This window comes from Sulfitobacter sp. HGT1 (genome assembly GCF_013282155.1).
Lineage (GTDB): Bacteria > Pseudomonadota > Alphaproteobacteria > Rhodobacterales > Rhodobacteraceae > Sulfitobacter.
On the sequence record NZ_BLWI01000004.1, the window covers coordinates 1 to 26,684 of the forward strand.

The 26,684-nt window shown below is 56.1% G+C and carries 24 protein-coding genes; 16 read left to right on the forward strand and 8 right to left on the reverse strand.

The window, feature by feature from the left end:
- Positions 1 to 81: 81 nt before the first annotated feature.
- From HGT1_RS04105 to HGT1_RS04115, 3 genes are read right to left on the reverse strand one after another with little or no spacing between them, the layout of a single operon-like run.
- Complete coding sequence (locus HGT1_RS04105) at positions 82 to 879, reverse strand: transglutaminase family protein (protein WP_176248666.1); 798 nt, start codon at positions 877 to 879, stop codon at positions 82 to 84.
- 11 nt (positions 880 to 890) lie between these two features.
- Positions 891 to 1,832 carry an alpha-E domain-containing protein gene (locus HGT1_RS04110; RefSeq protein ID WP_176248667.1) on the reverse strand — a complete coding sequence of 314 codons (942 nt, stop codon included), beginning with the start codon at positions 1,830 to 1,832 and terminating at the stop codon, positions 891 to 893.
- A gap of 4 nt (positions 1,833 to 1,836) precedes the next feature.
- Positions 1,837 to 3,264 (reverse strand): circularly permuted type 2 ATP-grasp protein, encoded by a 1,428-nt coding sequence (locus HGT1_RS04115; protein ID WP_176248668.1) that lies wholly within the window; start codon positions 3,262 to 3,264, stop codon positions 1,837 to 1,839.
- A gap of 158 nt (positions 3,265 to 3,422) precedes the next feature.
- Between HGT1_RS04115 and HGT1_RS04120 the strand changes: the two genes are divergently transcribed.
- From HGT1_RS04120 to HGT1_RS04135, 4 genes are all read left to right on the forward strand, one after another.
- On the forward strand, positions 3,423 to 4,988 hold the full coding sequence (locus HGT1_RS04120; protein WP_176248669.1) for a gamma-glutamyltransferase family protein: 1,566 nt from the start codon (positions 3,423 to 3,425) through the stop codon (positions 4,986 to 4,988).
- Positions 4,989 to 5,007: 19 nt separating this feature from the next.
- Positions 5,008 to 6,300 carry a glycerate kinase gene (locus HGT1_RS04125; RefSeq protein WP_176248670.1) on the forward strand — a complete coding sequence of 431 codons (1,293 nt, stop codon included), beginning with the start codon at positions 5,008 to 5,010 and terminating at the stop codon, positions 6,298 to 6,300.
- 53 nt (positions 6,301 to 6,353) lie between these two features.
- The gene (locus tag HGT1_RS04130; RefSeq protein ID WP_255200089.1) at positions 6,354 to 9,629 is read left to right on the forward strand and encodes a CHASE domain-containing protein; all 3,276 of its coding nucleotides are present in this window, start codon (positions 6,354 to 6,356) and stop codon (positions 9,627 to 9,629) included.
- Between the two features lie 81 nt (positions 9,630 to 9,710).
- Positions 9,711 to 10,073: a response regulator gene (locus HGT1_RS04135; protein ID WP_176248671.1), complete on the forward strand. Its 363-nt coding sequence runs from the start codon at positions 9,711 to 9,713 to the stop codon at positions 10,071 to 10,073.
- A 1-nt stretch (position 10,074) separates the two neighbouring features.
- Here the strand turns inward: HGT1_RS04135 and HGT1_RS04140 are convergent, their stop codons facing one another.
- Together HGT1_RS04140 and HGT1_RS04145 are read right to left on the reverse strand one after the other, a co-directional pair.
- Positions 10,075 to 10,452 (reverse strand): Hpt domain-containing protein, encoded by a 378-nt coding sequence (locus HGT1_RS04140; RefSeq protein ID WP_176248672.1) that lies wholly within the window; start codon positions 10,450 to 10,452, stop codon positions 10,075 to 10,077.
- Positions 10,449 to 11,432 carry a response regulator gene (locus HGT1_RS04145; RefSeq protein WP_176248673.1) on the reverse strand — a complete coding sequence of 328 codons (984 nt, stop codon included), beginning with the start codon at positions 11,430 to 11,432 and terminating at the stop codon, positions 10,449 to 10,451. The genes HGT1_RS04140 and HGT1_RS04145 overlap by 4 nt, the downstream gene beginning before the upstream one ends.
- 173 nt (positions 11,433 to 11,605) lie before the next feature.
- Here HGT1_RS04145 and HGT1_RS04150 point away from each other — a divergent pair, with 173 nt between their 5' ends.
- The 3 genes from HGT1_RS04150 (at position 11,606) to HGT1_RS04160 (ending at position 14,428) form a co-directional block, all read left to right on the forward strand.
- Positions 11,606 to 12,589 (forward strand): aldose epimerase family protein, encoded by a 984-nt coding sequence (locus HGT1_RS04150; RefSeq protein ID WP_176248674.1) that lies wholly within the window; start codon positions 11,606 to 11,608, stop codon positions 12,587 to 12,589.
- A gap of 100 nt (positions 12,590 to 12,689) precedes the next feature.
- Positions 12,690 to 13,163 carry a MarR family winged helix-turn-helix transcriptional regulator gene (locus HGT1_RS04155; protein WP_176248675.1) on the forward strand — a complete coding sequence of 158 codons (474 nt, stop codon included), beginning with the start codon at positions 12,690 to 12,692 and terminating at the stop codon, positions 13,161 to 13,163.
- Positions 13,160 to 14,428 carry a multidrug effflux MFS transporter gene (locus HGT1_RS04160; RefSeq protein WP_176248676.1) on the forward strand — a complete coding sequence of 423 codons (1,269 nt, stop codon included), beginning with the start codon at positions 13,160 to 13,162 and terminating at the stop codon, positions 14,426 to 14,428. The genes HGT1_RS04155 and HGT1_RS04160 overlap by 4 nt, the downstream gene beginning before the upstream one ends.
- Positions 14,429 to 14,504: 76 nt before the next feature.
- On the opposite strand, the gene HGT1_RS04165 is transcribed toward HGT1_RS04160, so the two are convergent.
- From HGT1_RS04165 to HGT1_RS04175, 3 genes are read right to left on the reverse strand one after another with little or no spacing between them, the layout of a single operon-like run.
- Entirely contained in the window at positions 14,505 to 14,975 is a 471-nt protein-coding gene (locus tag HGT1_RS04165; protein WP_176248677.1) for a MaoC family dehydratase, read from the reverse strand.
- A gap of 13 nt (positions 14,976 to 14,988) precedes the next feature.
- Positions 14,989 to 15,993, reverse strand: coding sequence for an NADP-dependent oxidoreductase (locus HGT1_RS04170; RefSeq protein ID WP_176248678.1), 1,005 nt, complete (start codon positions 15,991 to 15,993; stop codon positions 14,989 to 14,991).
- Between the two features lie 18 nt (positions 15,994 to 16,011).
- Positions 16,012 to 17,010 carry an NADPH:quinone oxidoreductase family protein gene (locus tag HGT1_RS04175; RefSeq protein ID WP_176248679.1) on the reverse strand — a complete coding sequence of 333 codons (999 nt, stop codon included), beginning with the start codon at positions 17,008 to 17,010 and terminating at the stop codon, positions 16,012 to 16,014.
- A gap of 126 nt (positions 17,011 to 17,136) precedes the next feature.
- Here HGT1_RS04175 and HGT1_RS04180 point away from each other — a divergent pair, with 126 nt between their 5' ends.
- The 9 genes from HGT1_RS04180 (at position 17,137) to HGT1_RS04220 (ending at position 26,635) form a co-directional block, all read left to right on the forward strand.
- Entirely contained in the window at positions 17,137 to 18,312 is a 1,176-nt protein-coding gene (locus HGT1_RS04180; RefSeq protein WP_176248680.1) for an acyl-CoA dehydrogenase family protein, read from the forward strand.
- Positions 18,313 to 18,315: 3 nt separating this feature from the next.
- On the forward strand, positions 18,316 to 19,431 hold the full coding sequence (locus HGT1_RS04185; RefSeq protein WP_176248681.1) for an acyl-CoA dehydrogenase family protein: 1,116 nt from the start codon (positions 18,316 to 18,318) through the stop codon (positions 19,429 to 19,431).
- Between the two features lie 3 nt (positions 19,432 to 19,434).
- Positions 19,435 to 20,256 carry an SDR family NAD(P)-dependent oxidoreductase gene (locus HGT1_RS04190; RefSeq protein WP_176248682.1) on the forward strand — a complete coding sequence of 274 codons (822 nt, stop codon included), beginning with the start codon at positions 19,435 to 19,437 and terminating at the stop codon, positions 20,254 to 20,256.
- A gap of 9 nt (positions 20,257 to 20,265) precedes the next feature.
- Complete coding sequence (locus HGT1_RS04195; protein ID WP_176248683.1) at positions 20,266 to 21,192, forward strand: SDR family NAD(P)-dependent oxidoreductase; 927 nt, start codon at positions 20,266 to 20,268, stop codon at positions 21,190 to 21,192.
- Positions 21,193 to 21,219: 27 nt separating this feature from the next.
- A complete protein-coding gene (locus HGT1_RS04200) occupies positions 21,220 to 22,416 on the forward strand; it encodes an acetyl-CoA C-acyltransferase (RefSeq protein WP_176248684.1) in 1,197 nt (398 codons plus the stop codon).
- Between the two features lie 6 nt (positions 22,417 to 22,422).
- Entirely contained in the window at positions 22,423 to 23,070 is a 648-nt protein-coding gene (locus HGT1_RS04205) for a histidine phosphatase family protein (RefSeq protein WP_176248685.1), read from the forward strand.
- 11 nt (positions 23,071 to 23,081) lie between these two features.
- The gene (locus tag HGT1_RS04210) at positions 23,082 to 24,113 is read left to right on the forward strand and encodes a phosphotransferase family protein (protein ID WP_176248686.1); all 1,032 of its coding nucleotides are present in this window, start codon (positions 23,082 to 23,084) and stop codon (positions 24,111 to 24,113) included.
- Position 24,114: 1 nt separating this feature from the next.
- A complete protein-coding gene (locus HGT1_RS04215; RefSeq protein WP_176248687.1) occupies positions 24,115 to 24,912 on the forward strand; it encodes an IclR family transcriptional regulator in 798 nt (265 codons plus the stop codon).
- Positions 24,913 to 25,390: 478 nt separating this feature from the next.
- Entirely contained in the window at positions 25,391 to 26,635 is a 1,245-nt protein-coding gene (locus HGT1_RS04220) for a branched-chain amino acid ABC transporter substrate-binding protein (protein WP_176248688.1), read from the forward strand.
- Positions 26,636 to 26,684: the final 49 nt, after the last annotated feature.

The window sequence follows — 26,684 nt, forward strand, 5'->3', positions numbered from 1 at the left end:
GCGAAGTGCAACGCAGTAGGTCATCGTATGGATATCCGTTTGATTGATCGCTTGGGACGTACCGCAAGCTGTTGGCCCGCTTTACTGCTGGACCTGCAGATTTACAATCATCGTTTCTGCGGCACTGCCGACGCGCATCCCCGAAAAAGGTGCCGCGTCGTGGTAATCGCGCCCGACGGCCAGTCGAACATAGCGTTCATCGGGGGATTGCGCATTTGATACGTCAAAGCCGACCCAACCCAACCCTTCGACATAGGCTTCGGCCCAGGCGTGGCTTGCCTCTTGGTCGATTTGACCATTCAGCATCAGATAGCCGCTGACATAGCGCGCGGGAATCCCGCCAGCGCGCGCCGCCGCAATAAAGATATGTGCGTGATCCTGGCAAACGCCTGTGCCACCTTGCATCGCTTCCTCTGCGGTGGTCACGACATAGGTGCCGTCTTTGCCATATCTGACCCGTTCCGCGATCATGCGCGACAAGGCGTGCAGACGGTTCAGGATATTTTCGTGGCTTTCGCTTTCAGCAGCAAGCTCGGTAATCGCGTCGCCTGCTGCGGTCAGGGGTGTTTGCTGACTGAAATACCACAGCGGCGGGCCGCTTTTGGGCAGCGGGATGATACCTGCGGTGTCGGTCGTCTCGACTGAACCGGCGGCAGTGATGGTGATAGACTGGCCCCCTGCATCGACGTTGATCAGATGCACGGTGTTGCCGTGGTGATCGATATAAGAGGCTTCGATCATGCCGCCTTTGACCGTGATCTTCCAATCCAGGGTTTTCTGACAATCCAGCACCTGGGGTGTCAGGCGTACCTGCTGCAAGGCATAATCCACCGGCTGATCGTAGTTGTATTCGGTGGTGTGGCTGATCTGGAGTAACATATCTGGGCAGCCTATTTGTTGAACCTGAAATCGGTTTCGATCTGCAATCCAAGGGCATTGTTCTTGCCGATGAACTCGCTGATGAATTCGTGCAGGCCATCCTCAAAGATCGTGGCGATGTCACGTGATTTCATTTCTTTTTTCAGTTTCTTTGCCATGTCGTTACAAGGCACACGGACGTTGTAATCTTCGGCCAGGGCTTCCAGTTGGTCTTCGACCTGGCTCACGCAGAACAGCAAGGATCGAGGCAGGCGACGGTCAAGGATCAGAAAATCGGCAATCGCCGAGGCGGTCATGTCGCCTTGATTAAGCCAGCGAAACGACCGGTGCGCAGATACGGACCGCAACACGGTTTCCCATTGCACGTTATCCAGCGAAGACCCGACAAATTTGACCGATGGCAGCAGCGTGTAATATTTAACGTCGATAATGCGGGCGGTGTTGTCGGCCCGTTCAATAAACGTTCCGATGCGTGAAAAATCGTAGATATCATTGCGCAGCATCGTACCGTGCAAGGCCCCCCGCACCAGTGCCGAATGCTGGCGAATGGTGGCAAGGGCAGCGGGCAAATCCTTTTCCTGCACGGGGGTCTGCAACAATTCGGTCAGGACCATCCAGTTTTCGTTCACGGCCTCCCAGACTTCGGTGGTCAGCGCGGTCCGCACCAGACGCGCGTTATCACGGGCTGCTTTGCTGACCGACAGGACACTGGACGGGTTGCGCGTGTCGCGCAGCAGATAATCGATGACTTCGCGGGCGGCATAGTGATCGTAAACTTGGTCATATCCCGTGCGCACACCGGATGTCGTGACAACAGATTTCCATTCGGATTCACTGTCGGTGGATCGGGTAAGCGCCATGCGAAAGCCGGCTTCGACCATGCGTGCGGTGTTTTCGCCGCGTTCCAGCAGCCGGAACATCCAATACAGACCCCCTGCGGTTTTGCCTAGCATTGTGCTACTCCTCCAAAACCCAAGTGTCTTTGGTCCCGCCGCCCTGGCTTGAGTTGACCACCAGCGACCCTTCTTGCAACGCCACCCGCGTCAGCCCGCCCGGTGTAATTTCGATCCCCTTGGGGGACACCAGCACATAGGGCCGCAGATCAACGTGGCGCGGGGCAAGCCCGCCATCGGTAAAGATCGGCACGGTCGAAAGCGATAGCGTCGGTTGTGCGATATAGTTGCTGGGGCGCGCGCGCAGTTTTGCGGCAAAGTCCTCAAGCTCTTGTTTGCTGGCGGCAGGGCCAACCAACATGCCATAGCCGCCTGAGCCGTGCACCTCTTTGACCACCAGATCCTTGAGGTTATCGAGCGTATATTTCAACGCATCGGGTTCGGCGCAGCGATAGGTTTCGACGTTCTTCAGGATTGCCTTTTCGCCGGTGTAGAATTCGATGATTTCGGGCATGTAGGAGTAGATCGCCTTGTCATCGGCAATACCGGCACCGGGTGCGTTGGCAATCGTGATGCCGCCTGCACGGTAGATATCCATGATGCCGGGCACGCCCAACATGCTTTCCGGGTTAAAGTTCAGCGGATCAAGATATTCGTCGTCGATCCGGCGGTACAGCACATCAACAGGTTCATACCCCAGCGTCGTGCGCATGGCGATCCGGCCATCGACGACGCGCAGATCATGGCCTTCGACCAGTTCAACGCCCATTTGATCGGCAAGGAATGAATGTTCGAAATAGGCCGAGTTATGAATGCCCGGCGTCAAAACGGCGACACGCGGCTTGCCGGTACAAGCAGGCGGGGCACTGTCGCACAAGGCGCGGTGGAGGCTGTCAGGGTATGTGCTGACCGGCTTGACCCGCACGCGGCTGAAAAGTTCAGGGAACATTTGCAGCATCGTTTCGCGGTTTTCCAGCATATAAGACACGCCAGACGGGGTGCGGGCGTTGTCCTCGAGCACGAAAAACTCGTCTGGTCCGGTGCGCACGATATCGGTGCCGACAATGTGGGTATAGACCTTGCCGGGGGGGCTGAAGCCCATCATCTGCGGCAAGAACGCCTCGTTTTTGGCAACGAGTTCATAGGGCACGACGCCCGCGCGCAAGATCTCTTGGCGGTTATAGACGTCGTGAATAAAGGCGTTGATTGCGGTGACCCGCTGCGCAATGCCTTTTGACAGCTTTGCCCATTCGCGTTCCGCGATGATGCGTGGCACCAGATCGAAGGGGATCAACCGTTCTTGGGCTTCGGCCTGACCATAGACGTTAAAGGTGATCCCGCTGCGGCGAAAGAAGGTTTCGGCCTCTTGCGATTTGCGCGTCAGATGGGCCGGGTCTTGCTCCTCGAACCATTTGCTATAGCCAGCATAAGGGGCCGTGACCGTATCCGGCCCTGCAATCATTTCGTCAAAAAATTGTTTGTTTTTTTCCATATATCAACGTTACGGCGCATTTCAGGAACCACAAGGGACATTTGCAAAACACTCCTTGGGATGTGATTTCGTGTGATGAAATGTGCCCAATATTTAGGCGGGAGATTTATGCCACTTATCCACTTGCGTCTTGGTCAGTTCCGGTCGCAGGATAGGGCATGAATTATGACACTCCTTATGATATTCGCCGTGGTCCTTTGCTGGCCCGCAATGTTGTTGCAACATCGCAACCTTTGGCAGCCCAAGCCGGGCTTTCCATGCTGTATAAAGGCGGGAATGCTGTTGATGCGGCCCTAGCTGCGGCGATTGCGCTGACTGTTGTTGAACCTTCCGGGAATGGCCTTGGCAGCGATGGTTTTGCAATTCTGTGGGACGGGGATGCGCTGCATGGTTTGAATGCGTCGGGCAGATCACCCGCCGGATTGACCGCGACCGAAGTAACAGAGCGCGGCTGGGGCAGCGTCACGGTGCCGGGGGCTGTTTCGGCCTGGGTTGCGCTGTCGGATCGTTTTGGCGCGTTGCCGTTCGAGACCCTGTTTGGCCCTGCAATAGACTATGCTGAAAACGGGTTTCCCGTGTCGCCGATCATCGCGCGGCTGTGGGAAATGGCGGGCAAGACATTGGGCCAGCAGCCCGGTTTTGCAGACTGCTTTTTGCCCGGTGGCCGCGCGCCCAAGGCGGGTGAGATTTTCCGAAACCCCGCGCAGGCGAAATCGCTGCGGCTGATTGCCCAGACCAAGGGCGCGGCGTTTTATACCGGCGAACTGGCCGAGAAGATTGTGGCAGATGCCGCGCGGCACGGGTCTGCTTTGTCGATGTCCGATATGGCGGATCACAGCGTCGATTGGTGCGGCACCTTGCATCAGGATTACGCAGGCGTTGCCTTGCATGAAATTCCGCCAAACGGGCAGGGGATCGCGGCGCTGGCAGCACTTGGGATTCTGGATCATTTCGATCTGGCAAGCCATGCTCCCGACAGCCCGCAGGCGCTGCATTTGCAGATCGAAGCCATCAAGCTTGGCCTCGCCGATGCCGAGGCTTTTGTTGCCGACCCCGCGCATATGGATGTCACGCCAAGCGAGATGTTGAACCCCGCGTATCTGGCGCGGCGGGCCGCGGAAATTGACCCTAACAAGGCGAAAATGGCAGTTGAGGGCGCGCCGAAACATGGTGGCACTGTCTATATCACAGCGGCAGATGCGTCGGGTATGATGGTGTCGTTGATCCAGTCGAACTATATGGGGTTCGGATCGGGTGTTGTTGTGCCTGATACAGGGATCAGCCTGCAAAACCGTGGCGCAGGGTTTGTGACGACACCCGGTCATGCAAACCAGATCGGTCCCGGCAAACGGCCCTTCCAAACGATCATTCCGGGTTTTGTGATGCAAGAGGGCGCACCGTTGATGAGCTTTGGCGTCATGGGTGGCCCGATGCAGGCGCAGGGTCATGTGCAAATGGTCACGCGGATGATGGTGCACGGTCAATCACCCCAAGCCGCTAGTGACGCGCCACGCTGGCGTTTCGTGACGGGGCTGGAGGTGGCCGTTGAAAGCACCATGCCGGATGAGACAGTTGCCGCATTGGAAGCCATGGGCCACAAAATCACCCGCGAGGCACCCGACAACGCCTTTGGGTTTGGCGGTGCGCAACTGATCGCGCGGCAGGGTGATGGATATGTGGCTGGATCAGACCATCGCAAAGACGGCTGCGCTGTCGGCTTTTAAGCAAGTTTAGAGACGTTTTATGACCCTTCCCGACCCTGAGGCGCTGCTGCGCAGTTTGTTCGACACCGCTGTCGAAGTGGCTGATCCCATGCAAAGTCTGGCACGGTTCTTGCCTGCACGACCCGCAGGTCGGGTTGTTGTCATCGGGGCGGGCAAGGCCAGCGCGCGCATGGCCGAGGCCGTGGAGGCCGAATGGGGCCCTTGCGAGGGTCTGGTCATTACCCGCTACGGCTATGCCCGGCCTTGTCAGGGAATTGAGATCGTCGAGGCGGCGCACCCTGTGCCCGATCAGGCAGGGGTCGTCGCGACCCAAAGGATGCTGGCCTTGCTGGATGGATTGGGCGAGGACGATTTCGTGCTTGCGCTGATTTCTGGCGGCGCGTCGGCGTTGCTGGTGGCACCCTTGGGCGATATCACCCTTGCCGAAAAGCAGGCGGTGAACCAAGGGCTGTTGGCGTCTGGTGCGCCGATCCAGCAAATGAATGTGGTGCGCAAACACCTGTCGCAGGTCAAAGGCGGGCAACTGGCGGCGGCGGCTTATCCGGCTGCAATGCTGGCGCTGATGATTTCCGATGTGCCGGGCGACGATATGGCGATGATCGGGTCGGGGCCGACCGTCGGGGATGCAAGCACGGTTGCGGATGCGCAGGCCATTCTGGACCGTTGGAAGATCGTTGTACCTGCCTCTGTCAGTGCGGCCCTGTCAAAGGGATCACAGGTGATTAAGCCGGATGATCTGCGACTGTCACGGGTGACCAACCAGATTTACGCGGCCCCAAAGCAATCGTTGGATGCGGCCGAAACGCTTGCCCAGTCCTTGGATTTGCAGGTTGTCCGTTTGGGCAATGACCTAGAAGGGGAGGCCCGTGATGTTGCAACCGAACACGCAAAGCTTGCCCTTGCCACGCAAGCAGCCATGAAACCGGGTGACCAACCCGTGTTGATGTTGTCAGGCGGAGAGTTGACGGTCACACGGCGCGGGGACGGGATCGGCGGGCCAAACGCCGAATATTGCCTTGCCCTGGCGTTGGCCTTGGGCGGTGCTGCAGATATTTGGGCGCTGGCCTGTGATACGGACGGGGTCGATGGTGCAGACGAAGTGGCCGGGGCGTGCATCGGGCCTGCCACGTTACGCAAGGCCAAAGAGGCGGATGTTGACCCGGAATTGGCGCTGGCGAGGAATGATGCCCATCGGTTTTTCAAAACGGCGGGCGGTCAGATCGTTACCGGGCCGACCCTGACGAACGTTAATGATTTCCGCGCCATGCTGGTCTTTCCCAAAAGCACGCAAAACTGGGACGAAACGCAATAAGTAAAATTGTTTCGCCTTTCGCCACAATCCCTGCGGGCAAGGAGGCTTTTTGGTTGTTTGAGAAAAAAACACAACCTATAAACGAATTTGGTGTTTCTCCTATCCCGAGCCTTAAGTGCGGCAGGCATGGGCATGATTTTGAATGGATTTGTTGGTTGTTCAAGCGTCTCGATATCCTTCTTGTTGTATTTTGCATTTTCGTGACTTTGGGAGTGTTCGCAGAAAGTCGACGCATCGGCCAAGTCGCGGCACATGCTGAATTTCAGCGGCTGACAGAAGACGGGCTTCAGGCGCTGAAGACCCGATTGGATATTTACCTGCAAAGCCTGAATGGCGCTGCGGGGATGCTGCATGCATCAGAAAATATCGAGTCAGATGATTTTGAAATCTTTGCCAGCACCATTGATATAAAAAATTCACTACCTGGTATTAACGGCATCGGTTTTATCGAGCCGGTTCCAAAAGACGAAGTCGCGGAATTTGTCGCGAAGATGCGTGCGGACGGGACGCCTGATTTTTCGGCGCATCCCGAAACCGACAGCGACGTAAAATACCTGATCAAATATATCGCGCCGGTTGATATTAACGCCCAAGCTGTCGGGTTGGATATCAGTTTCGAGGAAGGCCGCCGTGAAGCCGCCAATCGTGCCCGCGAAACGGGTTTGCCGCAGATCACGCCCCGGATTTTGTTGGTGCAAGATGAGACCGCACAGCCCGGTTTCCTTATTCTGAAGCCGTATTTTAGGGATGAAGAATTGCGCGGCTGGGTTTATGCGCCCTTTATCGGGCGTAATTTGATGGGAAATCTGAGCCCGGGATTGGAGAATTATTTCGACTTTCAAGTCTATGACGGGAACGCGGCTAACCCGGACACATTAATTTATGCCACCGAGCAGGAGCCTGATTCACAAGGTACTCAGGTTGCGAAATATTCTTTGGAGATATTTGGCCGACCTTGGACGCTTGAATACCAAAGCACGAAGTTTTTTGACACGTCGTTCAACTTGCGTGGACCGTATTTCATCTTGTTGGGCGGGCTGTTGTTATCCGTCATGTTGGCATTTGCGATGCGTGCGTTACGGGCCCGCAATGAAAGCCTGGCCGAGATCGCAGCACTACGGGGCAAACAGATCAGTGCGCGAGAAGAAGAAAACAGGTCGCTCGTGGAAAATACGGTCGTTGCTGTGATTATCCTCGATGAAGATTTGAAAATCTTGTTCGCAAATCATGCCGCAACGACCTGCTTTGGCGGCGAGCGCGAAGGTCTAAGCGGACTGCCACTCAAGAATTTCGTCACTGAAATACCAAAAAGCGAGATGCAAAAAGGCTATAATGCATTGGGTCATACCCTTGAGGGGCGTGAACTGTATCTTGATCTTCAGACAAACCGCTGGGTCACCTTGAATGGAAAACGTCGCACAACAGTGATTGTTCGCGATGTAACTGCCAACGTTGAGGTGGTGGACGAACTGGCCGTAACAAAACAGCGGTTTGATGCGGCGCTGTCTGGCTCTCAGATCGGCGTGTTCGAAATAAACCTGAAGACCGGTACATCGGTGGTGTCGCATACGTGGCGGGATATCATGGGCGTTGATCAAGACGCCGAGGATCCGCAGGGCATCTTTATGAACCGGATTCATCCGGATGACCTTCCGATTTTGTTCGAGGTAGACCGGAAATGCATCAACGGAGAGACAGACCGGTCGATCTCGGAATACCGGATGGGGTTTGGGGACAGCTGGCGTTGGATGAAATCGGATGCTGTGGTCGTTGAGCGTGATGCCGATGGCAAAGCAGCGCGCATGGTCGGTACGCAAATCGACGTGACCGATCTGCGCCATGCGCGCAATGCGCTGGAGGCCAGCGAACAAAGGTTCCGTACCGTGCAAGAGGCCGCCCCCGTTGGTATGGCGACGCTCAACAATGGCGGATATTTTATTGGCGTGAATTCGGCCATGTGCGATCTGACTGGGTATTCCCGGGATGAGATGCTGAAGGATTTCAACCTGAGCAAGGTCATCCCAGAGAACGAGATGGGCGGATTGATTGATGCGGTTCAGGAGACGATGAAGTCTGGCATCCAAGATATTTTTCGCGGGGAGTTCCGGATACTTCACAAAGACGGGGGGCATCGCTGGGGTTTCTTTAACGTTACCTGGACGTTTGACAAGAATGCCGGATCTTATGTGTTTATCGCTCAAGTTATTGATATAACGGATAAAAAGAAGATCGACCAGATCAAGAGCGAATTTATCTCTACGGTTAGCCATGAATTGCGCACACCGCTGACCTCGATCAAGGGGGCGCTTGGCCTGATCGAGGTAGCCGCACGTGACAAACTGCCGGCTTCCTCGCTTCGCCTGATCGAGATTGCCCGGTCAAACTCGAACCGCCTGACCGACATTGTGAATGATATTCTGGACCTCGAAAAGATTTCGTCGGGCGAGATCAGCTTTAACATGGTCGAGGTCGACCTTGGGGAATTGATACGATCGTCACACAACGAAATGCTGCCATTCGCCGTGACCCACAAATCGACGTTAGTTGTCGAGCTTCCCGAGGAAGAGCTGCACGTTATCGCAGATTCGGGGCGCATGATGCAGGTAATGGCAAACCTGATTTCGAATGCATGCAAGTATTCTTATGATGGTACAGAGGTGAAGATCACTGTCGAAAAGCTGGACAAGGTCGCGATTGTCTATGTCCAGAACATTGGGAAAGGGGTGCCTGAATCGTTTAAAGGGCGCATTTTCCAGCGTTTTTCGCAAGCCGACGGATCAGACACACGTGCCAATGGCGGTACAGGGCTGGGTCTGAATATCAGCCGCCAGATCGTATGGCGTCAGGGTGGCGACATCGGATTTGAAAGCAAGCCGGATGGACCGACCGTATTCTGGTTTACTTGCCAGATCGTAGAACCCTCACGGAAACCGGCACCTCCTGCAATCAAACAGCTGCGGACTAAGAAAAATGAGCGGCTCAAGGTTTTGCATCTCGAAGACGATGAAGATTTTGCCGAAGTGATCCACGCGGGTCTGAAGCCCTATGCGGACGTGCAAAACGTCACCCGCCTAAAGGATGTCAGAGCGATGTTGTCGGATGGTGGCCCTTGGGATGTCATCATTCTGGACTGGACCTTACCAGACGGGGACGCGGCGGTGTTGCTTAAGGAAATCGTTCAGCAACAACCAGATGCGCGGCTTGTCAGCCTATCATCCGATGGTGTGCGGGAAAAAGATGATCGGATCAGTGTCCATATCATCAAAGCTCAGGCAGATATGGACTACATCATCGAAAGTGTTATGGATTTTTCTCAGAAAGCAAGCTAATCAACCCAAACTAGAATCAAGGGTTGGTCTAGCGGACAGTTTCTGCATCAGGCAGAAGTATAGTCTTTACAAGGGGCAGGTATGATCAAACTTCTTCACGTAGAGGATGATGAAGCGATCCGTGAAATCGTTGAGCTATCGCTTGAGATGGCAGGCGGTTTCGAAGTCGTTCAACGCAAATGCGGCGAAGATGCGCTTTCACATGCGAATGATTTTACGCCCGATGTACTGCTGCTGGATATGATGATGCCGGGAATGACCGGTCGTGAAACGCTGGAAAAACTTCGGGAACTGCCAGCATTTGCGGATATACCAGCGATCTTTATGACAGCACGTGCCCAAGCAAACGAGTTGGACGAATTGCGCCAGATCGGTGCGGTTACTGTGATCAGCAAGCCTTTTGATCCAATCACGCTGGGTGATCAGATCAAAGCTGTGTTTTAAACTAGGCCGACTGCGCAGTTTCGGGCTGTGCGGCGGTCAAAGTCTGGCAAAGCTGGACAAAATCGCTCATGTGATAAATCAACGCGCCGGGACAGATCGCCAGATCTGCATCGGCCCCGTTTAAATGGTCATCAATTTCTGTTTCCACCGTGCGCGCTTCCTGGCCCAGCTCTTCAAAGCCAAGCGACCCTGCGGTACCTGCGATTTGGTGGAGCAATGTCCGCGCACTGGCCAGGCTTCCGTTAATCTTCTCAAGCTCATCGCTTTCCCATGCGGTCAGCGCGTGTTCGGCAATGGAAACTTGACGTTCTCTTAATAACTCAAGGAAACGTGTGCGGATGCGTTCGATACCGGGTAATTCAAGTTTCTGATGGATCATGCTGTAAGTCCAATCTGCCAAACATTGTTCTGGTTTTTCTGATACGCAGCGCTGGCCGATTCAGCCGACGCATGTGCCGCTGATATTGCATCCATAACCGATGCGCTGGTTTTCCAGATCAATTTGATTGCTTCCCCTGCGCAAACCCGGGGCTCAATTCGCTGACCTTGATTGTCAAATAATTCAGTCTTGGCCGCAGTAAGGTTGATGCTATTTGCAAGGGCTCTGGTATCGGGGCACCAGCCACTTTCGGTGATGCAGATGAAAGTACCGTTCCCTGCATATGCCATCAGGAACTGACTGCCGCCAAGTGTATCGGAAATGATTTCACCCATGTCGACCAGTACCGAATAGAATTCAAACGGCGACATTGTTCGGTGAAACTCTTCGATTTTACGGATTGTAAACGCAAAGGCGGTGGAGCCAAACAAATCGTTGCGGCTAAGCTGCTGGATGTAGTTTTCGAGCGCCATGAAATCAATCAGGTTGTCGACATCGTAAATGGCCACTGGCTCATGCAGATTGATCGGCGGCGTGACCTTGTTATATTCTGGGCTTACTGCTTGGGTCGCAAATATTTTTCCAGTGCTGGCCTTGCGACGATCAAAGGCACGTTCAACGAGCGACAGGCGTGCCTTTAGCTCGGACATCTCGAACGGTTTGGTGACATAATCTGTTGCCCCGGCGGTAAAGGCAGCATCGATGTAGACCTTTTCAGACATGGCTGTGAGCATAAGAATGGGGGTGTCGGTGTAGGGTTCCATCGCGCGAATCTTGCCCGCAAGCGTGATGCCGTCAGTTCCCGGCATCTGAATATCAAGCAAAAAGCAATCGAATGGTGAACGGGCATTCGCTTGAATCACATCAATTGCTTCATCCGCACAAGAGGCTAAAACCACCTTGTGATCCGTCAACGTATCGATGAAATGCGCAAGCAGTTCAAGGATGATCGGATCGTCATCAACCGCAAGAATTTTCATTTATCTAGTCCCACCAAATATTAATCAACAAGACAACAGATGCTCGTTGAACTTGACAACAACTTGGAAGGGAAAGGTGTCAAAAGATGGGCAAGAATCAATTTTTATCGTGATGTTTCTGAGTGCAACTGCAGGGGAAACCGCGTTGAAAGGCAATAAAAGTGGATGCAAATGTGACCAAACCCTTTGATGTTAGCCCTAACGGCGAGCAGGTTTTTGTCTGTGAACTGCGGGCGGGCGGAGCGCGTGCCCGAATTCTGTCATGGGGCGCGACGCTTCAGGACTACCGAGTCGCGGGGGTTGATCACAGCCTTGTTCTGGGGGGCGAAACCCTTGCCGCATACCTTGGACCAATGCGATATTTTGGGGCGATTGTCGGGCCCGTCGCAAACCGGATCGCCAATGGGCAGATGCGCGTGAACGGTGAAATAAATCATTTGGATACTAACGAAAACGGGCGCACGACTTTGCACTCCGGATGTGCGGGTTTTGACGGCCATAACTGGACATTCACCAAGGTCTCGGAAGCCGAATGCGAGCTTACGCTAAACCACCCGGATGGGCTTGGTGGTTTTCCGGGGAATCAAGTGGTGACGGCCACCTACCGTCTGGACGCTTCGGGTGCGCTGGAGATCGAGATCAAAGGCCAGTCGGACAGGGATACCTATTTTAGCCCGGCGTTTCACGGGTATTGGAACCTGTCCGGGCGCTCCAACCTGTCAGATCACAGCCTGACGGTGCTGGCTGACCGCTATCTGCCCGTGGATGCTGATCAAATCCCTTTGGGTGAACCCAAAACCGTAAAAGGCACGGCATTCGATTACACCAGCCCGCATGGGATTGGCCCGGTGCTGGATCACAACTTTTGTCTGGATGTACCCACGATGGCACTGCAAACCGCCTGCCGCCTTGAGGCATCGGGGATCACGCTAGACGTTCAAACCGACCAGCCCGGTGTGCAAATCTACAATGGAGCACATATTGATACCGGTGCGTTCAAAGGCCACGAGGGGCGGGCCTATGGGAAGTTTGCCGGTCTGGCGATCGAACCGCAATTCTGGCCAGACACACCAAATCACCCCAGCTTTCCTTCTAATTTTCTATCGGCGGGGCGCACTTCCACGCATCGCACCTGTTTCAAAGTGAGTAGGGGATAAAACTTTGGGCTACGTAAAACGATAGAATTTGACAGTGGGTCTATACGTGCTAACTCTTGGATATAATAAGGCTAGCTTATAAAGAAGCGATGGAGCACGGATGCGCAGAACGATCGACCCAGACAGTTTCGGCTTTTTGTTTAACGATATCGCCCGGATCACGCGGAGCGTCTTTGCCCGCGAAATTGAAGCGGCGGAATTGACTGTTACCGCAGCAGAGGCGCGCGTGATCGCGCACATGGCCCGCAGCGGTCCGACGCGACAACATCTTTTGGCAGAAAGCCTTGGCATGACCCCGATGAGCCTGACCGGGTTTCTTGACCGCCTTGAGGCCGAAGGGCTGATCGCACGGGAAGCCGACCCCAAAGATCGCAGGGCCAAGATCGTGACGCTCACGGAAAAGGCAGGCGGTATACTGGAGCAGATTGCACAGGCGGGGGAGCGGACTGAACAAACGATTTCCACGGGTCTGTGCCCTGATGACTGGGCCGCTTTCGTCGAAACCGCACGCAAGCTGCGCGCCAATATCGATGGCCCACGCGTCGCGGCCGCCAAAACAGAAGACGCAAGATGACCACCCCGCTGATGACTGAACGCAGAGTGAGCATCATCGGCGCAATGCTGGTGGCAATCGGCCCCGTTTCGATGGCCCTTTACACGCCTGCCATGACAGAGCTGGTACAGCACTTTGGGTCTACTGAATCGGTTATAAAGCTGACGCTGACCTTGTATTTTGGTGGTTTTGCCTGTGCGCAACTGGTCGCGGGGCCGCTTTCTGACGCCTTGGGCAGGCGGCCCGTAACAATCGCTTTCATGTCGCTATATTGTATTGCAAGTCTCGTCGCGATGCTGTCCCCGTCGGTAGAGGTGTTGATGGGCGCGCGTTTCGTTCAGGGGATCGGGGCATCGGTTGGCGTTGCCATTTCGCGGGCCTTAGTGCGCGACCTGTTCACTGATGACCAGTCGTCGCGGATCATGAACCTGATCGGCATCATTCTGGCGATAGGCCCGGCTTTGGCACCCACGATTGGCGGGCTGATGTTGCCGCTGTTCGGCTGGCGGTCGATCTTTTTGCTGATGACGCTATTCGGTGTCGGGTTGATTGCTGTCGTCATTTTTGGATTGAAGGAAACTGTCGTCGCTGACCGGAGCAGACTTAATTTCGCGGTGCTTGGGCGGACCTATACAATGCTACTGACCAACCGGCATTTTCTGACCGCAGCACTGGTCATGGGAGGTGCATTGGGTGCCGTTTATGCCCAGGCGACGTTCCTGCCGTTTATCTTGATGAACGAAGTCGGGCTATCCTCTTCGCAGTTCGGTGTGGCGATGCTGGCGCAATCGGGCAGTTTTTTTGCCGCCTCGCTTTTGTGTCGCAAGCTGATGGTCAAGCACGGCGCAAATCGCTTGGTCGGGCCGGGTCTTTTCTTTGTTGCGGTGGGCAGTATCGGGTCTTCGACGCTGCTGATCTGGCCGGCCAGCTTCCTGCATGTGATGATTCCGGTCGGGATTTATTCCTTTGGGATTGCCTTTGTGATGCCAGCCATGTCCACAGCCGCGCTGGCACCTTTTGGTCGTACTGCGGGGGCGGCGGCATCGATGCTGGGCTTTATCCAGATGGGGTCAGGGCTGCTGATGGGGACATTGGGCGCGTTGATGGGAAATGCTGTTGTGGCAATGGGGGTTTTGATCCCGATCATGGGTATCATGGCCTGTATTGCGTTTGCGGTGTATCGCAGATTAGGCCCCGTTGCGGCCACGCCGGTACCTGCTGAAACACGCGGTCAATGTGGCCCGATGGTTACCAAAGCCGCACCTTGCGCGGCCCCGGACAAATAGGCGCGCAGACCTGCATGCCCTTGAAATCAAAGGCCGCCCGGCACCGGACGGCCTTTGATTGAAAACGCGATAGGATTTAGTCTTTAAAGACGGCAAGCCCAAGCCATTCAGCGATCAAGGCAGGGGTTTTTTCGCCTTCAATCTCGACCGTTAATAGGTTTTCGCGCAGAAGATCCGTCGCATTCCGGGCCGTGACCTTTTGCAAGGTGAACCGCCCGCGAAGCCGTGAACCCGCGACGACAGGTTTCAAGAACCGCAGTTTGTTCATGCCATAGTTAATGCCCATGACCTGACCCGGCATCATGTCAAAACAGTCATAGGCAAAGCGGCTTGCCAGTGACAGCGTCAGAAAACCGTGGGCGATCGTCCCGCCAAAAGGCGTTTCGGCGGCGGCGCGTTCCGGATCAATGTGAATCCATTGCAGATCGTGTGTCGTTTTGGCGAACTGGTCGATCATCTCCTGATCAACGGTGATCCAGTTGGATACGCCGACTTCGGTTCCGATCAGGGATTCACTATGCGCCACGGCGTCTTTGAGTGCTGACATCTTACATGCTCCTTCAGGATGGATCTGCGGCAACGCGCACCATGCGCTTGCCTTTGTTGTCGCCGGCCAACAGCCCGATCAATGCTTGGGGGGCATTCTCAAGCCCCTCAACGATGTCTTCGGTCACTTTGATCTGGCCATTCGCCACCCATGTTTGCAGTGCGCGCAGCGCCTTTGCATCATTGTGAGCCCAATCCATGACGATAAAGCCTTCCATGCGCAGACGTTTTACCACCACAAGGCCGGGCAGATTGCGCGGGCCGGTGGGGGTTTCGGTGTCGTACTGGCTGATGGCGCCACAGCAAACGATGCGGCCTTTTTCGTTCATGCTGAACAATGCGGCTTCCAACACTTTGCCGCCGACGTTGTCGAAATACACATCGACGCCATCAGGGCAGGCAGCCCGCAACGCTTTGGACATGCCCGGCGCGCGGTAATCAATGCAGTCGTCAAAGCCCAATTCATCTTTGACCCATGCGCATTTATCCGCTCCGCCCGCGATGCCGACCACGCGACAGCCAAGCGCCTTCGCGATTTGCCCGACATAGCCGCCGACCGACCCTGCCGCTGCCGATACCAGCACGGTTTCCCCTGCAATCGGCTGGCCCACTGAAATCAACCCGTGAAACGCCGTCTTGCCCGCGATGCCATAGACGGACATCAGGTTGGACAGTTCCGGCACCTTGGGCAGCTTTTCGCAGCTGCGCGCGTCAGCCACGACGTAGTTCGACCAGGTTGCTTCGGCTGCGACGATATCGCCAACCGCCAGACGGTCCGACTTGGTCTCGGTCACTTCGCAGATCGCGTAGGTGGGCATGGCGTCCCCTGCATTCACGGCTGCACGGTACGTGGCCCCCTTCATCCACGATCGGTTGGCCGCGTCGATGGACATCAGGATGACTTTCAGCACAACCTGACCGTCGCCAGCGGTGGGCATATCGGCTGTGGCTTCTTTGAAATGCGCAAGCGTCAACGCGTCGGTTGGCAGCTCGGCAATTACGATTTGTTTGTTTGTCATTTCAGGGTCCTTCTGGGCTCAAGCAACGTCGAGCACGACTTTGCCAAGAACCTTGCGATCCTGCATGAGGGTCAACGCGTCAGCAGCCTTTTCCAGCGGGAAACGGGCTGAGATACGTGGCTTGATCTTACCCTCGGCATACATCCGGTACAGATCAGCCATGTTTTCCGCATGGGCCTTTGGTTCACGCAGGGTATGCGCACCCCAGAACACGCCAACGATCTGGCAGCCTTTCAGCAAGGTCAGGTTCAGCGGAATCTTCGGGATGCCTGCCGGGAAGCCAACGACCAGATAGCGGCCTTTCCATGCAAGCGCACGCACGGCTGGTTCGGCGTAGGCACCACCGACGGCATCATAGACGACATCAACACCGTCACCGCCCGCAAGCTGTTTGATCTGGTTCGAGAACTCTTTTTGCGCGGCACGGTCGTCCATATCGCGGCTGTAGACGATTGTTTCATCCGCACCCAGATCGCGACAGAACTGCGCCTTTTCCTCGGACGATACGGCGGCGATGACTTTTGCACCGGCAGCTTTGCCCAACTCGATCGCAGCAGCACCCACGCCACCCGCCGCACCAAGGATCAGCAGGGATTCGCCAGCCTTGATTTCAGCGCGGTTTTTCAACGCGTGATGCGAGGTACCATAGGTCAGCACCAAACATGACGCTTCGTCATATGGCATCGCATCAGGGATTTTCATGACCCGTCCGGCGTCGATACACATCTCGGTGGCAAAGCCGCCAAAGCCGCTCATCGCCAGCACACGGTCGCCGACAGCAAGGTTTTTGACACCTTCGCCGATGGCGTCAACATCACCTGCAACTTCGCCACCGGGGGCAAAGGGGCGCGGCGGTTTCATCTGGTAAAGATCCTGAATTATCAACGTGTCAGGGAAATTCAGGCCGGCAGCGCGCACACGAATACGGACCTCGCCTTTCTTCGGTTCGGGCTGTGGCAGCTCGGTCAGTTCAAGGGTTTCGGGGCCGCCTGGTGCGGTGCTTAGCATGGCTTTCATTTCGACATTCCTCCTCAAGAATTTGCAAACAATAGGCGCGTTCAGAAACTGTCTTGTCAATCGAATTTCGAAATGCAATTTTGCAGTGCGGAATTGTTATCCGCAAAAACGAGGGGGGAGAAGACGATGCAGTCCAATCAGGAACTGGAGGGTTTCCGCATTGAACTACGCGATTGGCTCGAGGCAAATTGCCCGGCCGAAATGCGCGGTGGCGAAGCCAGTGAAGCATCCATTTGTTGGGGTGGCAAGAATTTCGAGTTCGAATCCGACGCACAACGCGACTGGATGGAACGCGCTGCATCCAAAGGTTACACCGTGCCCACGTGGCCGGTTGAATATGGCGGTGCCGGGCTGACGCGTCCGCAGGAAAAGATTTTCAAAGAGGAAATGAACCGCATCGGTGCCCGCAGTCCTTTGGACAGCTTTGGCATCTGGATGCTTGGGCCAGCCTTGTTGCATTTCGGATCGCACGAACAAAAACTGCATTATCTGCCCCCGATTGCACGCGGTGAAATCCGCTGGTGCCAAGGCTATTCCGAGCCGGGTGCAGGGTCCGATCTGGCCAGCGTCCAGACCCGCGGCGAAGACAAGGGCGACCACTGGTTGGTGAACGGCCAGAAAATCTGGACTTCATACGCGGACAAGGCAGACTGGATTTTCGCGCTGATCCGCACCGACCGCGAAGCGCCCAAGCACAAGGGCATTTCGTTCCTGTTGATCAATATGGAAGAGGCGGGCGTTGAAACACGCCCGATCAAGCTGATCTCGGGCGCGTCCGTGTTCTGCGAAACATTCTTTACCGATGTGAAGGTGCCGAAACACCAGATTGTCGGCACCGAAAACCGCGGTTGGGACGTGGCGAAATACCTGCTGACCCATGAACGCGAGATGATTTCCGGCGGCGGCCAAGGCCTGTCTGGCGGGCGTGCTTTGGGGGCGGTTTTGAACGAATCCCTTGGCGAAGGTCAGGAAATGGAGACCACCCTGCGCGCCGACGCGATGCGCTGCGAGGTGGATGCGCTGGCGATTGGGCTGACACTCGAGCGCTATAAGGATCAGGCCGAAGCAGGAACCGGTGCGGGTGATGCATCTGCGATGCTGAAATACATGGGCACCGAGCTGAACAAACAGCGCCACGAATTGCTGATGGCTGCGGGCGGGTCCGACGCGTTGGAATGGGACGGGCCTTTGGGCAATCGGCCAGCCGATTGGCTGCGCACCAAAGCGAATTCTATCGAAGGCGGCACATCCGAGGTGATGCTGAGCATCGTGTCGCGTCGCGTACTTGGGCTGGGGGCATAAATTATGGCAAATCTGGTAATGACCGAAGACGAAACCATGCTGGCGGATGCCGCGCGGGGTTTTCTGGACAAATCCGCCCCCGTCAAAGCGTTCCGTGACCTGCGCGATGCGGGCAAAACCCACGATGCGAAGATGTGGAAAGAAATGGCCGATATGGGCTGGGCCGGCGTATTGGTGCCTGAATCTGCTGGCGGTTCCGATATGGGCCATGCCGCTGCGGGTGTGCTGGCACATGAAATGGGCAAGACCCTGGTCGTCAGCCCGTTTCTGTCGACCGCCGTGATCGCCGCGACTGCGCTGCGCAATGTCAGCGATGCACGGGCGGAGAAAGCTTTGGCTGCGATTGCGACGGGTGACGTGACCTATGCGCTTGCCGTTGACGAGACGCCCAAGTTCAACCCCGAAGCTGCGTCGATGGTGGCCACGCGCGAGGGCAACGGCTTCCGGCTGAGTGGTAAGAAAACATTTGTCGTGGATGGGGCGCTGGCAGATCGTTTGCTGGTGCTGGCTAAAACCGATGATGGTTTGACCCTGTTCGATATCCCCGCCGACCGCGCAGGCATCAATCGCACCGCGCAAAACATGATCGACGCACGGGATTCCGCGCGCATTGATTTTGATAACGTCGAAGCCACGGGCGAGGATGTGCTAGGTCAGGTCGATAGCGCGATGAGCGTGTTGAAGCCTGCGCTTGAAGCAGGTCAGGCAGCACTTGCTGCTGAAATGGCGGGCCTGTCTGCCGGTGCCTTCGGGATGACGGTCGCTTACCTGAAAGAGCGCAAGCAATTTGGCACTGTCATTGGCAATTTTCAGGCCTTGCAGCACCGCGCCGCCCATCTGTGGTGCGAGATCGAGGTGACGGCATCGGCGATCCTGAACGCAGGTCGCATGCTGGACGAAGACCCTGATAACGCGACGATGGCCGTTTCACTGGCCAAGGCGCGGGCGACTTCGACAGCGCAGCTGGCGGTTCAGGAAGGTGTCCAGATGCATGGCGGTATCGGCATGACCGACGCCTATGACATCGGATTTTACATGAAACGCGCCCGTGTGGGTGCCGAATGGCTCGGCGATTACGGCTATCACGCGGCCCAAGTCGCCAAGCACAGAGGATTTTAAACTATGGATATCAATACACTTTTCGGCCTTGAAGGCAAAACCGCCCTTATTACCGGCGGGGCCACAGGTATTGGCCGCATGGCTGCCGAAGCGCTGATCCGTGCGGGTGCGACTGTCTTGATCGCCAGCCGCAAGGGGGACGCCTGCGAGGCCGTCGCCGCAGAGCTGAACGCGATGGGTGCCAGCGGTAAAGCCATCGGTTTTGCCGGCGATGTCGGCACCGAAGCGGGGGTCGATGCCATGGTCGAGGCGGTAAAGGCGCGCACGGATCGCCTTGATATCCTGATGAATAACGCGGGCATTACATGGGGTGCGCCCTTGGGGGATTTCCCGTTCAAGGCATGGGAAAAGGTGATGGCGGTGAATGTCGCGGGTCTGTTCGACCTGACGCAAAAACTGCTGCCCATGCTCAAGAAACACGCGACCATCGAAGACCCTGCACGGGTTGTGAATGTGGGCTCGGTCATGGGTGAACGCGAGATGGGCGATGGGGCCTATAGCTATTCCGCGTCCAAGGCCGCCGTGATCCACCTGAGCAAGATTTTGGCAAAGGAACTGGCGGGTGATGCGATCACCGTCAACGCCTTGGCACCGGGTCCGTTTGTGTCGCGCATGACCGCCTTTGCCACCCATGACGAAGACATGCGCAGCAAGGTCGGCGAAGATGTGCCGCTGCGTCGCGTGGGTACGGATACTGACATCGCGGGCTGTATGCTGTTTCTTTGTGGGATCGGCGGGGCCTATGTTACGGGCGCTGTCATTCCGGTGAGCGGCGGCATCAATGTGATGAGCGGGCCGAACATCTTTGAACAAGCATTGCATTAAGGGGCTATGATGGACATCCGATTTGATAACCGCGTGGCGATTGTAACAGGCGCTGGTACCGGTCTTGGCCGCAGCCACGCCTTGGGGCTGGCCGCGCGTGGTGCCCGCGTTATGGTTAACGACCTTGGCGTAACAACAGACGGGCAGGGGGCATCATCCACCGCCGCCGAAGCCGTTGCGCAGGAAATCCGCGATGCGGGTGGCGAGGCGATGGCACACGGTTGCGATGTGTCGGACGAGGCAGGCGTCGCCGATATGGTCGCAAAGGTCATGGAGGCATGGGGCCGCATTGATATCGTGGTCAACAACGCCGGTATCTTGCGCGACAAGACGTTCTCCAAGATGGAGATGTCGGATTTCCGTAAGGTCGTCGATGTGCACCTGATCGGTTCTGCCAATGTCACCCACGCGTGCTGGCCGATCATGCGCCAACAGAAATACGGTCGCATCGTGCTGACCTCGTCGGCGTCGGGCCTTTATGGCAACTTTGGCCAGTCCAACTATGGCGCGGCCAAGGCGGCGATGATGGGGTTGATGAACGTGCTGCATCTGGAAGGCGCGCGCGACAACATCCGCGTCAACACGCTGGCCCCCACGGCTGCAACACGGATGACCGCCGATCTGCTGCCCGAACAGGCGCAGGAGTTGCTGGCCCCCGAAACCATCACACCCGGCTTGCTGTATCTGGTCAGCGAAGACGGCCCCAGCCGGGTGATCCTGGGTGCGGGTGCGGGCAGCTTTGCCCAAACGCGTGTCTATGAAACCGAAGGCGTGACCTTGACCGGCGATGACAATACCCCCGAAGGTGTTGCCGCAGCTTTTGACAAAATTACCGACGCGGCAGGCCAGCAAGAGCTGACCGATGCCTTTAGCCAAACCAAGAAATACGCTCTGAATGCAGCCAAGGCTCAAGGTCTTGATCTGGATTGGGGCTAAGAAACTAAATTTTAAAGGGAGATCACCATGCGTGACGCAGTAATCGTATCAACGGCCCGTACCCCGATTGGCAAAGCCTATCGCGGTGCGTTCAACAACACGACACCTCAGGAACTGGCAGGTCATGCCATCGCCCACGCGGTGAAACGTGCTGGCGTAGACATGTCTGAAATTCAGGATTGCATCATCGGTGCCGCGCTTCAGCAAGGCCACTCCGGTGGTAACATCGCGCGTCAGGCGGCGATCCGTGCGGGTCTGCCCGTGACCGTTGCGGGCATGTCGCTGGACCGTCAATGTGCCTCTGGCATGATGGCGATTGCGACGGCGGCCAAGCAGGTTATCACCGACGGCATGGATGTTGTCATTGGCGGCGGTGTCGAAAGCATTTCGATGGTGCAAACACCTGAAATGCGCGTGAAAGCCGACAGCTGGATCAAAGAGCACAAGCCCGAACTGTACATGACCATGCTCGAAACAGCCGAGACCGTGGCCGAACGGTACAACGTCAGCCGCGAGCGTCAGGACGAATATGCAGCCCGTTCGCAAGAACTGACCCACCTGGCCCAGGAAGCAGGCAAGTTCGACGACGAGATCGTGCCTCTGACCTCCAAGATGCTGGTTCAGAACAAAGAAACCAAAGAGATTTCCGAGCACGAAGTCACGCTGGAAAAAGACGAGGGCAACCGCCCCGGCACATCCGCTGAAAGCCTTGCCGGCCTCAAGCCCGTGCATTCCGACGGTATTCACATCAAAGAAGGCAAGTTCATCACCGCTGGTAACGCATCCCAGTTGAGCGATGGCGCATCGGCGACCGTGATCATGGAAGCCAAAAAGGCCGAGAAAATGGGCCTGCAGCCTTTGGGCCGTTACATGGGTGTGATGGCCGCCGGCTGTGAGCCCGACGAAATGGGTATCGGCCCGATCTATGCCGTGCCACCGCTGTTGAAAGCCCATGGCCTCAAGATCGAAGACATCGGTCTGTGGGAATTGAACGAAGCCTTCGCGGTTCAGGTGATCCAGTCGCGTGACGTGTTGGGCATTCCTGACGAATTGCTGAACGTGAACGGCGGCGCGATTTCCATCGGTCACCCTTACGGCATGTCGGGCGCACGCATGGTTGGCCACGCGCTGATCGAAGGCAAGCGTCGCGGTGCCAAATACGTTGTCTGCACCATGTGTGTCGGCGGCGGCATGGGTGCTGCTGGCCTGTTCGAGGTTCTGTAAGCAATCATGGGAGAGCTTTTGGTCATCCGCCACGGGCAGGCGTCTTTCGGGGCTGACAACTATGACAAGTTGTCGGATCTCGGGCACCGGCAATCTGCGGCGGTTGGTCAGGCCCTTCGTGACATGGGATGGGTGCCGGATCGTACGATCACCGGCACCCTGACCCGCCAAAAAGAAACGCTTGCCTCGATGGGTTTCGAGGCGGGCGAAGAACACGCAGGGTTCAATGAATACGACTTTCAGGACTTGCTGAATGCCCGCTACAAAGGCGATGTACCTGAGCTGGTTAAAGGCGACCGCAAGGTTCATTTTCGCACCCTGCGCGAGACGGTTTTTCAATGGCAGGCCGATGAGATCGAAAACCCGTCGGAAAGCTGGGGCACCTTTACCGGCCGTGTCGAGGCTGCGCGTCTTGCCGCTTGTGCCGTTGGGGCCGACCGCGTGCTGGCTGTTAGCTCTGGCGGGGTGATCGGGCAATTGACAGCGGCATCACTGAGCGCGCCGGACAAGATGATGATGACCCTGAACCTCCAGATCAAGAACACGTCGATCACCAAATTTGTTTTCACCAACACCGCGTTTTTTCTGCATGAATTCAACGCAACACCGCATATGATGTCCGGCGACGCCGCTGGCATGTTGACCTATAGTTAAGGGATGAACTCATGAGTACGGACACGCAAACGCTCGATATTCCAAAGGTCACTGCCTATCTGGAAAAACACCTGGACGGGTTTGAAGGCCCGCTTGAGGTGAGCAAATTTCAGGCCGGCCAGTCGAACCCGACTTTCCTTTTGAAAACACCCAGCCGCAACTTTGTGCTGCGCCGCAAACCGCCAGGGGTTTTGCTGAAATCCGCCCATGCGGTCGACCGTGAATTCCGTGTGCAAAAGGCCTTGCAAGACACAGATGTGCCGGTGTCAAAGATGCATTTGCTGTGCGAAGACGACGATGTGATCGGGTCGGCGTTTTATATCATGGACCATGTTGACGGGCGAAATTTCATGGACCCGCGGATGCCGGGCGAAACCAACGAAACCCGCGCCGGGATCATGGATGAAATGAACCGCGTGCTGGCGGCCCTGCACGAGGTCGATATCAATGCAGTCGGGCTGGCGGATTACGGCCCTCCCGGCAATTATTACGAACGTCAGGTCGGGCGCTGGACCAAACAGTACCGCGCGTCCGAAACCGAAGACCAGCCCGCAATGAACGAGCTGATTGAGCGTCTGACCGCCAGCATTCCGGCGGATGACGGCCAGCGCACGCTGGTGCATGGCGATTACCGTATCGACAACATGATGTTTGAAAAGAACGGCACGAAATGTCTGGCCGTGCTGGATTGGGAGCTGTCGACGATCGGCCACCCTTACGCCGATCTGGCCGCCGTTATCATGCAATGGCAGATGCCCGCAGGCCCCGAAGGCCGCGGTTTCGGCGGCGCGGATCGCAAAACGCTTGGCGTGCCGACGGATGAAGAGTTTATCGCAAAATATTGCGAGCGCCGTGGCCTGAAAGACATTGATAACTTTGGCTTCTATCTGGCGTTTTGTTTCTTCCGCATGGCGGCGATCATTCAGGGTGTGCTAAAGCGCGCGCTGGATGGTAACGCGTCGAACCCCGAACGCGCGATGAAGGTCGGGGCCTATGTGCCGGTCTTTGCGGCCAACGGTTTGAAAGCATTGGATAGCAAATAAGATGGCAAACCACGAGTTCGCGACCGACCCGTCAGAGGCAAAGGATAGAAACTTTGTCACGGCTTTGGCGCGTGGGCTTGACGTTTTGCGGTGTTTTCGTGCCAATGAATCGGCCCTGACGAACACCGATTTCTCAGAACGAACGGGGCTGCCAAAGGCGACGGTATCACGGCTGACCCATACGCTGTGCGAGCTTGACTATCTTGTCGTTGATCCGCGTACGGGCACCTACCGTTTGGGCGCGGGGGTCCTGCAATTAGGTTTTGGTGTGTTGACCAGCATGGAAATCGGCGACCGTGCTGGCGAAGAAATGAAGGCGCTGCGCGACGGCCCGAATTCCTATATCACCGTCGCCATAGGAGAGCCGTACCGGCTGGATGTGGTCTATGTCTGTACCAAGCGGTCCCGCGAGGACGTGGCGCTGCAAATGCGGGTCGGGTCCCGTTTGCCATTGTTTGATTCCGCCATCGGGCGGGCCATCATGGTCGGCATGGACGACGTCATGCGCGAGCGGTCCTTTGCGATCGCTGCGCAGACTGATCCCGAATTAGAGGCGCGCGGGCGGGCAAGCTATGCCGCTGCTGTGACGGAGTTTGCGGAAAAAGGGTTCTGTTCCAGCTATGGGGACTGGCGGCCTGATGTGAATGGCATCGCGGTGCCCGTGTTTTCGCCAAACGGATCGATTGTTTACGGCCTGAACATTGGCGGCCCGGCATTTCACGTCAAGAAAAAGCAGCTTGAGACAGTCTATGCGAAACGTCTGATCAAAGCGGCGGAAGCCATCAGCATCCGGTACTGACCCCCGGACCTTTGCAGAACAATTACTGTTCAGAATCAATTTACAACGCGTCGGGGCCTCTCTTGCGGCGGGTTTTGTGTCGCATTGCGAACCACATACCGGATTCCACGACAATCAATCTGCACACCTGCAAAAAAGTGACGTAAGGGCAAAAAAAATTGCTGGATCAATCCTGCCGGACAATTGTCAGGATGCCGTCTATTTTGGATGCAAATATGCAAATTTTGGACTTTCTGAAAATCACATAAGTTACAAGATGTTAGCGGGTATATTGCTTTGAAATTGGGCGGAGCGTCCAAAATTGCGCAGATCTTGGGCACGAGAAAGGCAGCGCAACATATGACATAACTTGGCCCCGTTTGCCGCAACTTTTGAACAGAGGCGCTTGACAATGGAGGCCATTATGCAAGGCTTCGGCCAAGGCTTGGCATTCAAAAAAATCGCATCAAAGCGCCGGGCCGTCCTTGGGAGGATTAAAATGAAAAATATCACTAAACTGGGCGCGGTTTCTGCGCTTTCTTTGGTCTTGGGCGCAAGCGCAGCCTTTGCCGAAAACATCAAAATTGCATTTATCGACCCACTGTCCGGCCCGTTTGCAAGCACCGGCACAAATGGTCTGCACCAGTTCGAATTCGCTGCTGACTATATGGTCAACGCGAAAGGCGGTCTGCTCGGCGGCGACCAAATGGAAATCGTTGCATTTGATAACAAAATCAGCCCGAAAGAATCGCTGATCCAGCTTCAGGTCGCGATCGACCAGGGCATTCGCTATATTGCACAGGGTAACTCCTCGGGTGTTGCGAACGCGCTGACCGAAGCCGTCGACAAGCACAACAAACGCAACCCCGACAGCCGTGTTCTGTTCCTGAACTACGCCGCTGTTGACCCGGCCCTGACAAACGAAAAGTGTAACTTCTGGCATTTCCGTTTTGACGCCAACGCCGACATCAAAATGGACGCATTGACCGATGTTATCGCGCAAGACGAAGGCATCAAAAAAGTATACCTGATCGGTCAGGACTATTCCTTTGGTAAGGCCGTTGCCGCTGCTGCAAACAAGATGCTCGGTGAAAAGCGCCCCGACATCGAAATCGTTGGCGACGAACTGCACCCAATCGGCAAGGTTAAGGACTTCACGCCTTACGCCCGCAAAATCGTATCCTCGGGTGCCGATGCGGTTATCACCGGTAACTGGGGCGCAGACATGCTGGGTCTGGGTAAGTCAGTCATCGAAAACGGCTTTACCGGCCCGATCTACACCTACTACGCAGCTGGTTCCGGTATCACGGGTGCATTCGGCGAAAGCGGCAAGGGTCGCATCCGTTTGATTTCCCAAGGTGGGATCAACCCGATCGCAACCGATGAAGCACGTGCGACATATGAAGCGTTCGAGGCGAAATACCCTGAAGGCAACATCGACCAAAGCCGTATCTTCAACGTTATCGGCATGCTGGCCGAAGCGATCACCGAAGCGGGCACCGCAACTGACGTTGTAGCGGTTGCGAGCAAGCTGGAAGGTATGGAGTATGACAGCATGTGGGGCGGCAAGATCTTTATGCGCCCACAGGATCACCAAGCGATCCAGGACATGCATGTTGGTGTTCACACGAACGAAGGCCTCGACTTTGATTATGACAACTCCGGCTTCGGTGTTCTGACAGAATCGACAGTTGAAATGGCATCGATGGACAGCCCAACAACCTGCGAAATGAAGCGCCCTTAACCCGCGTTTTGACGGCCCGTCGGGAAGACCCTGGCGGGCCGATTTTCTC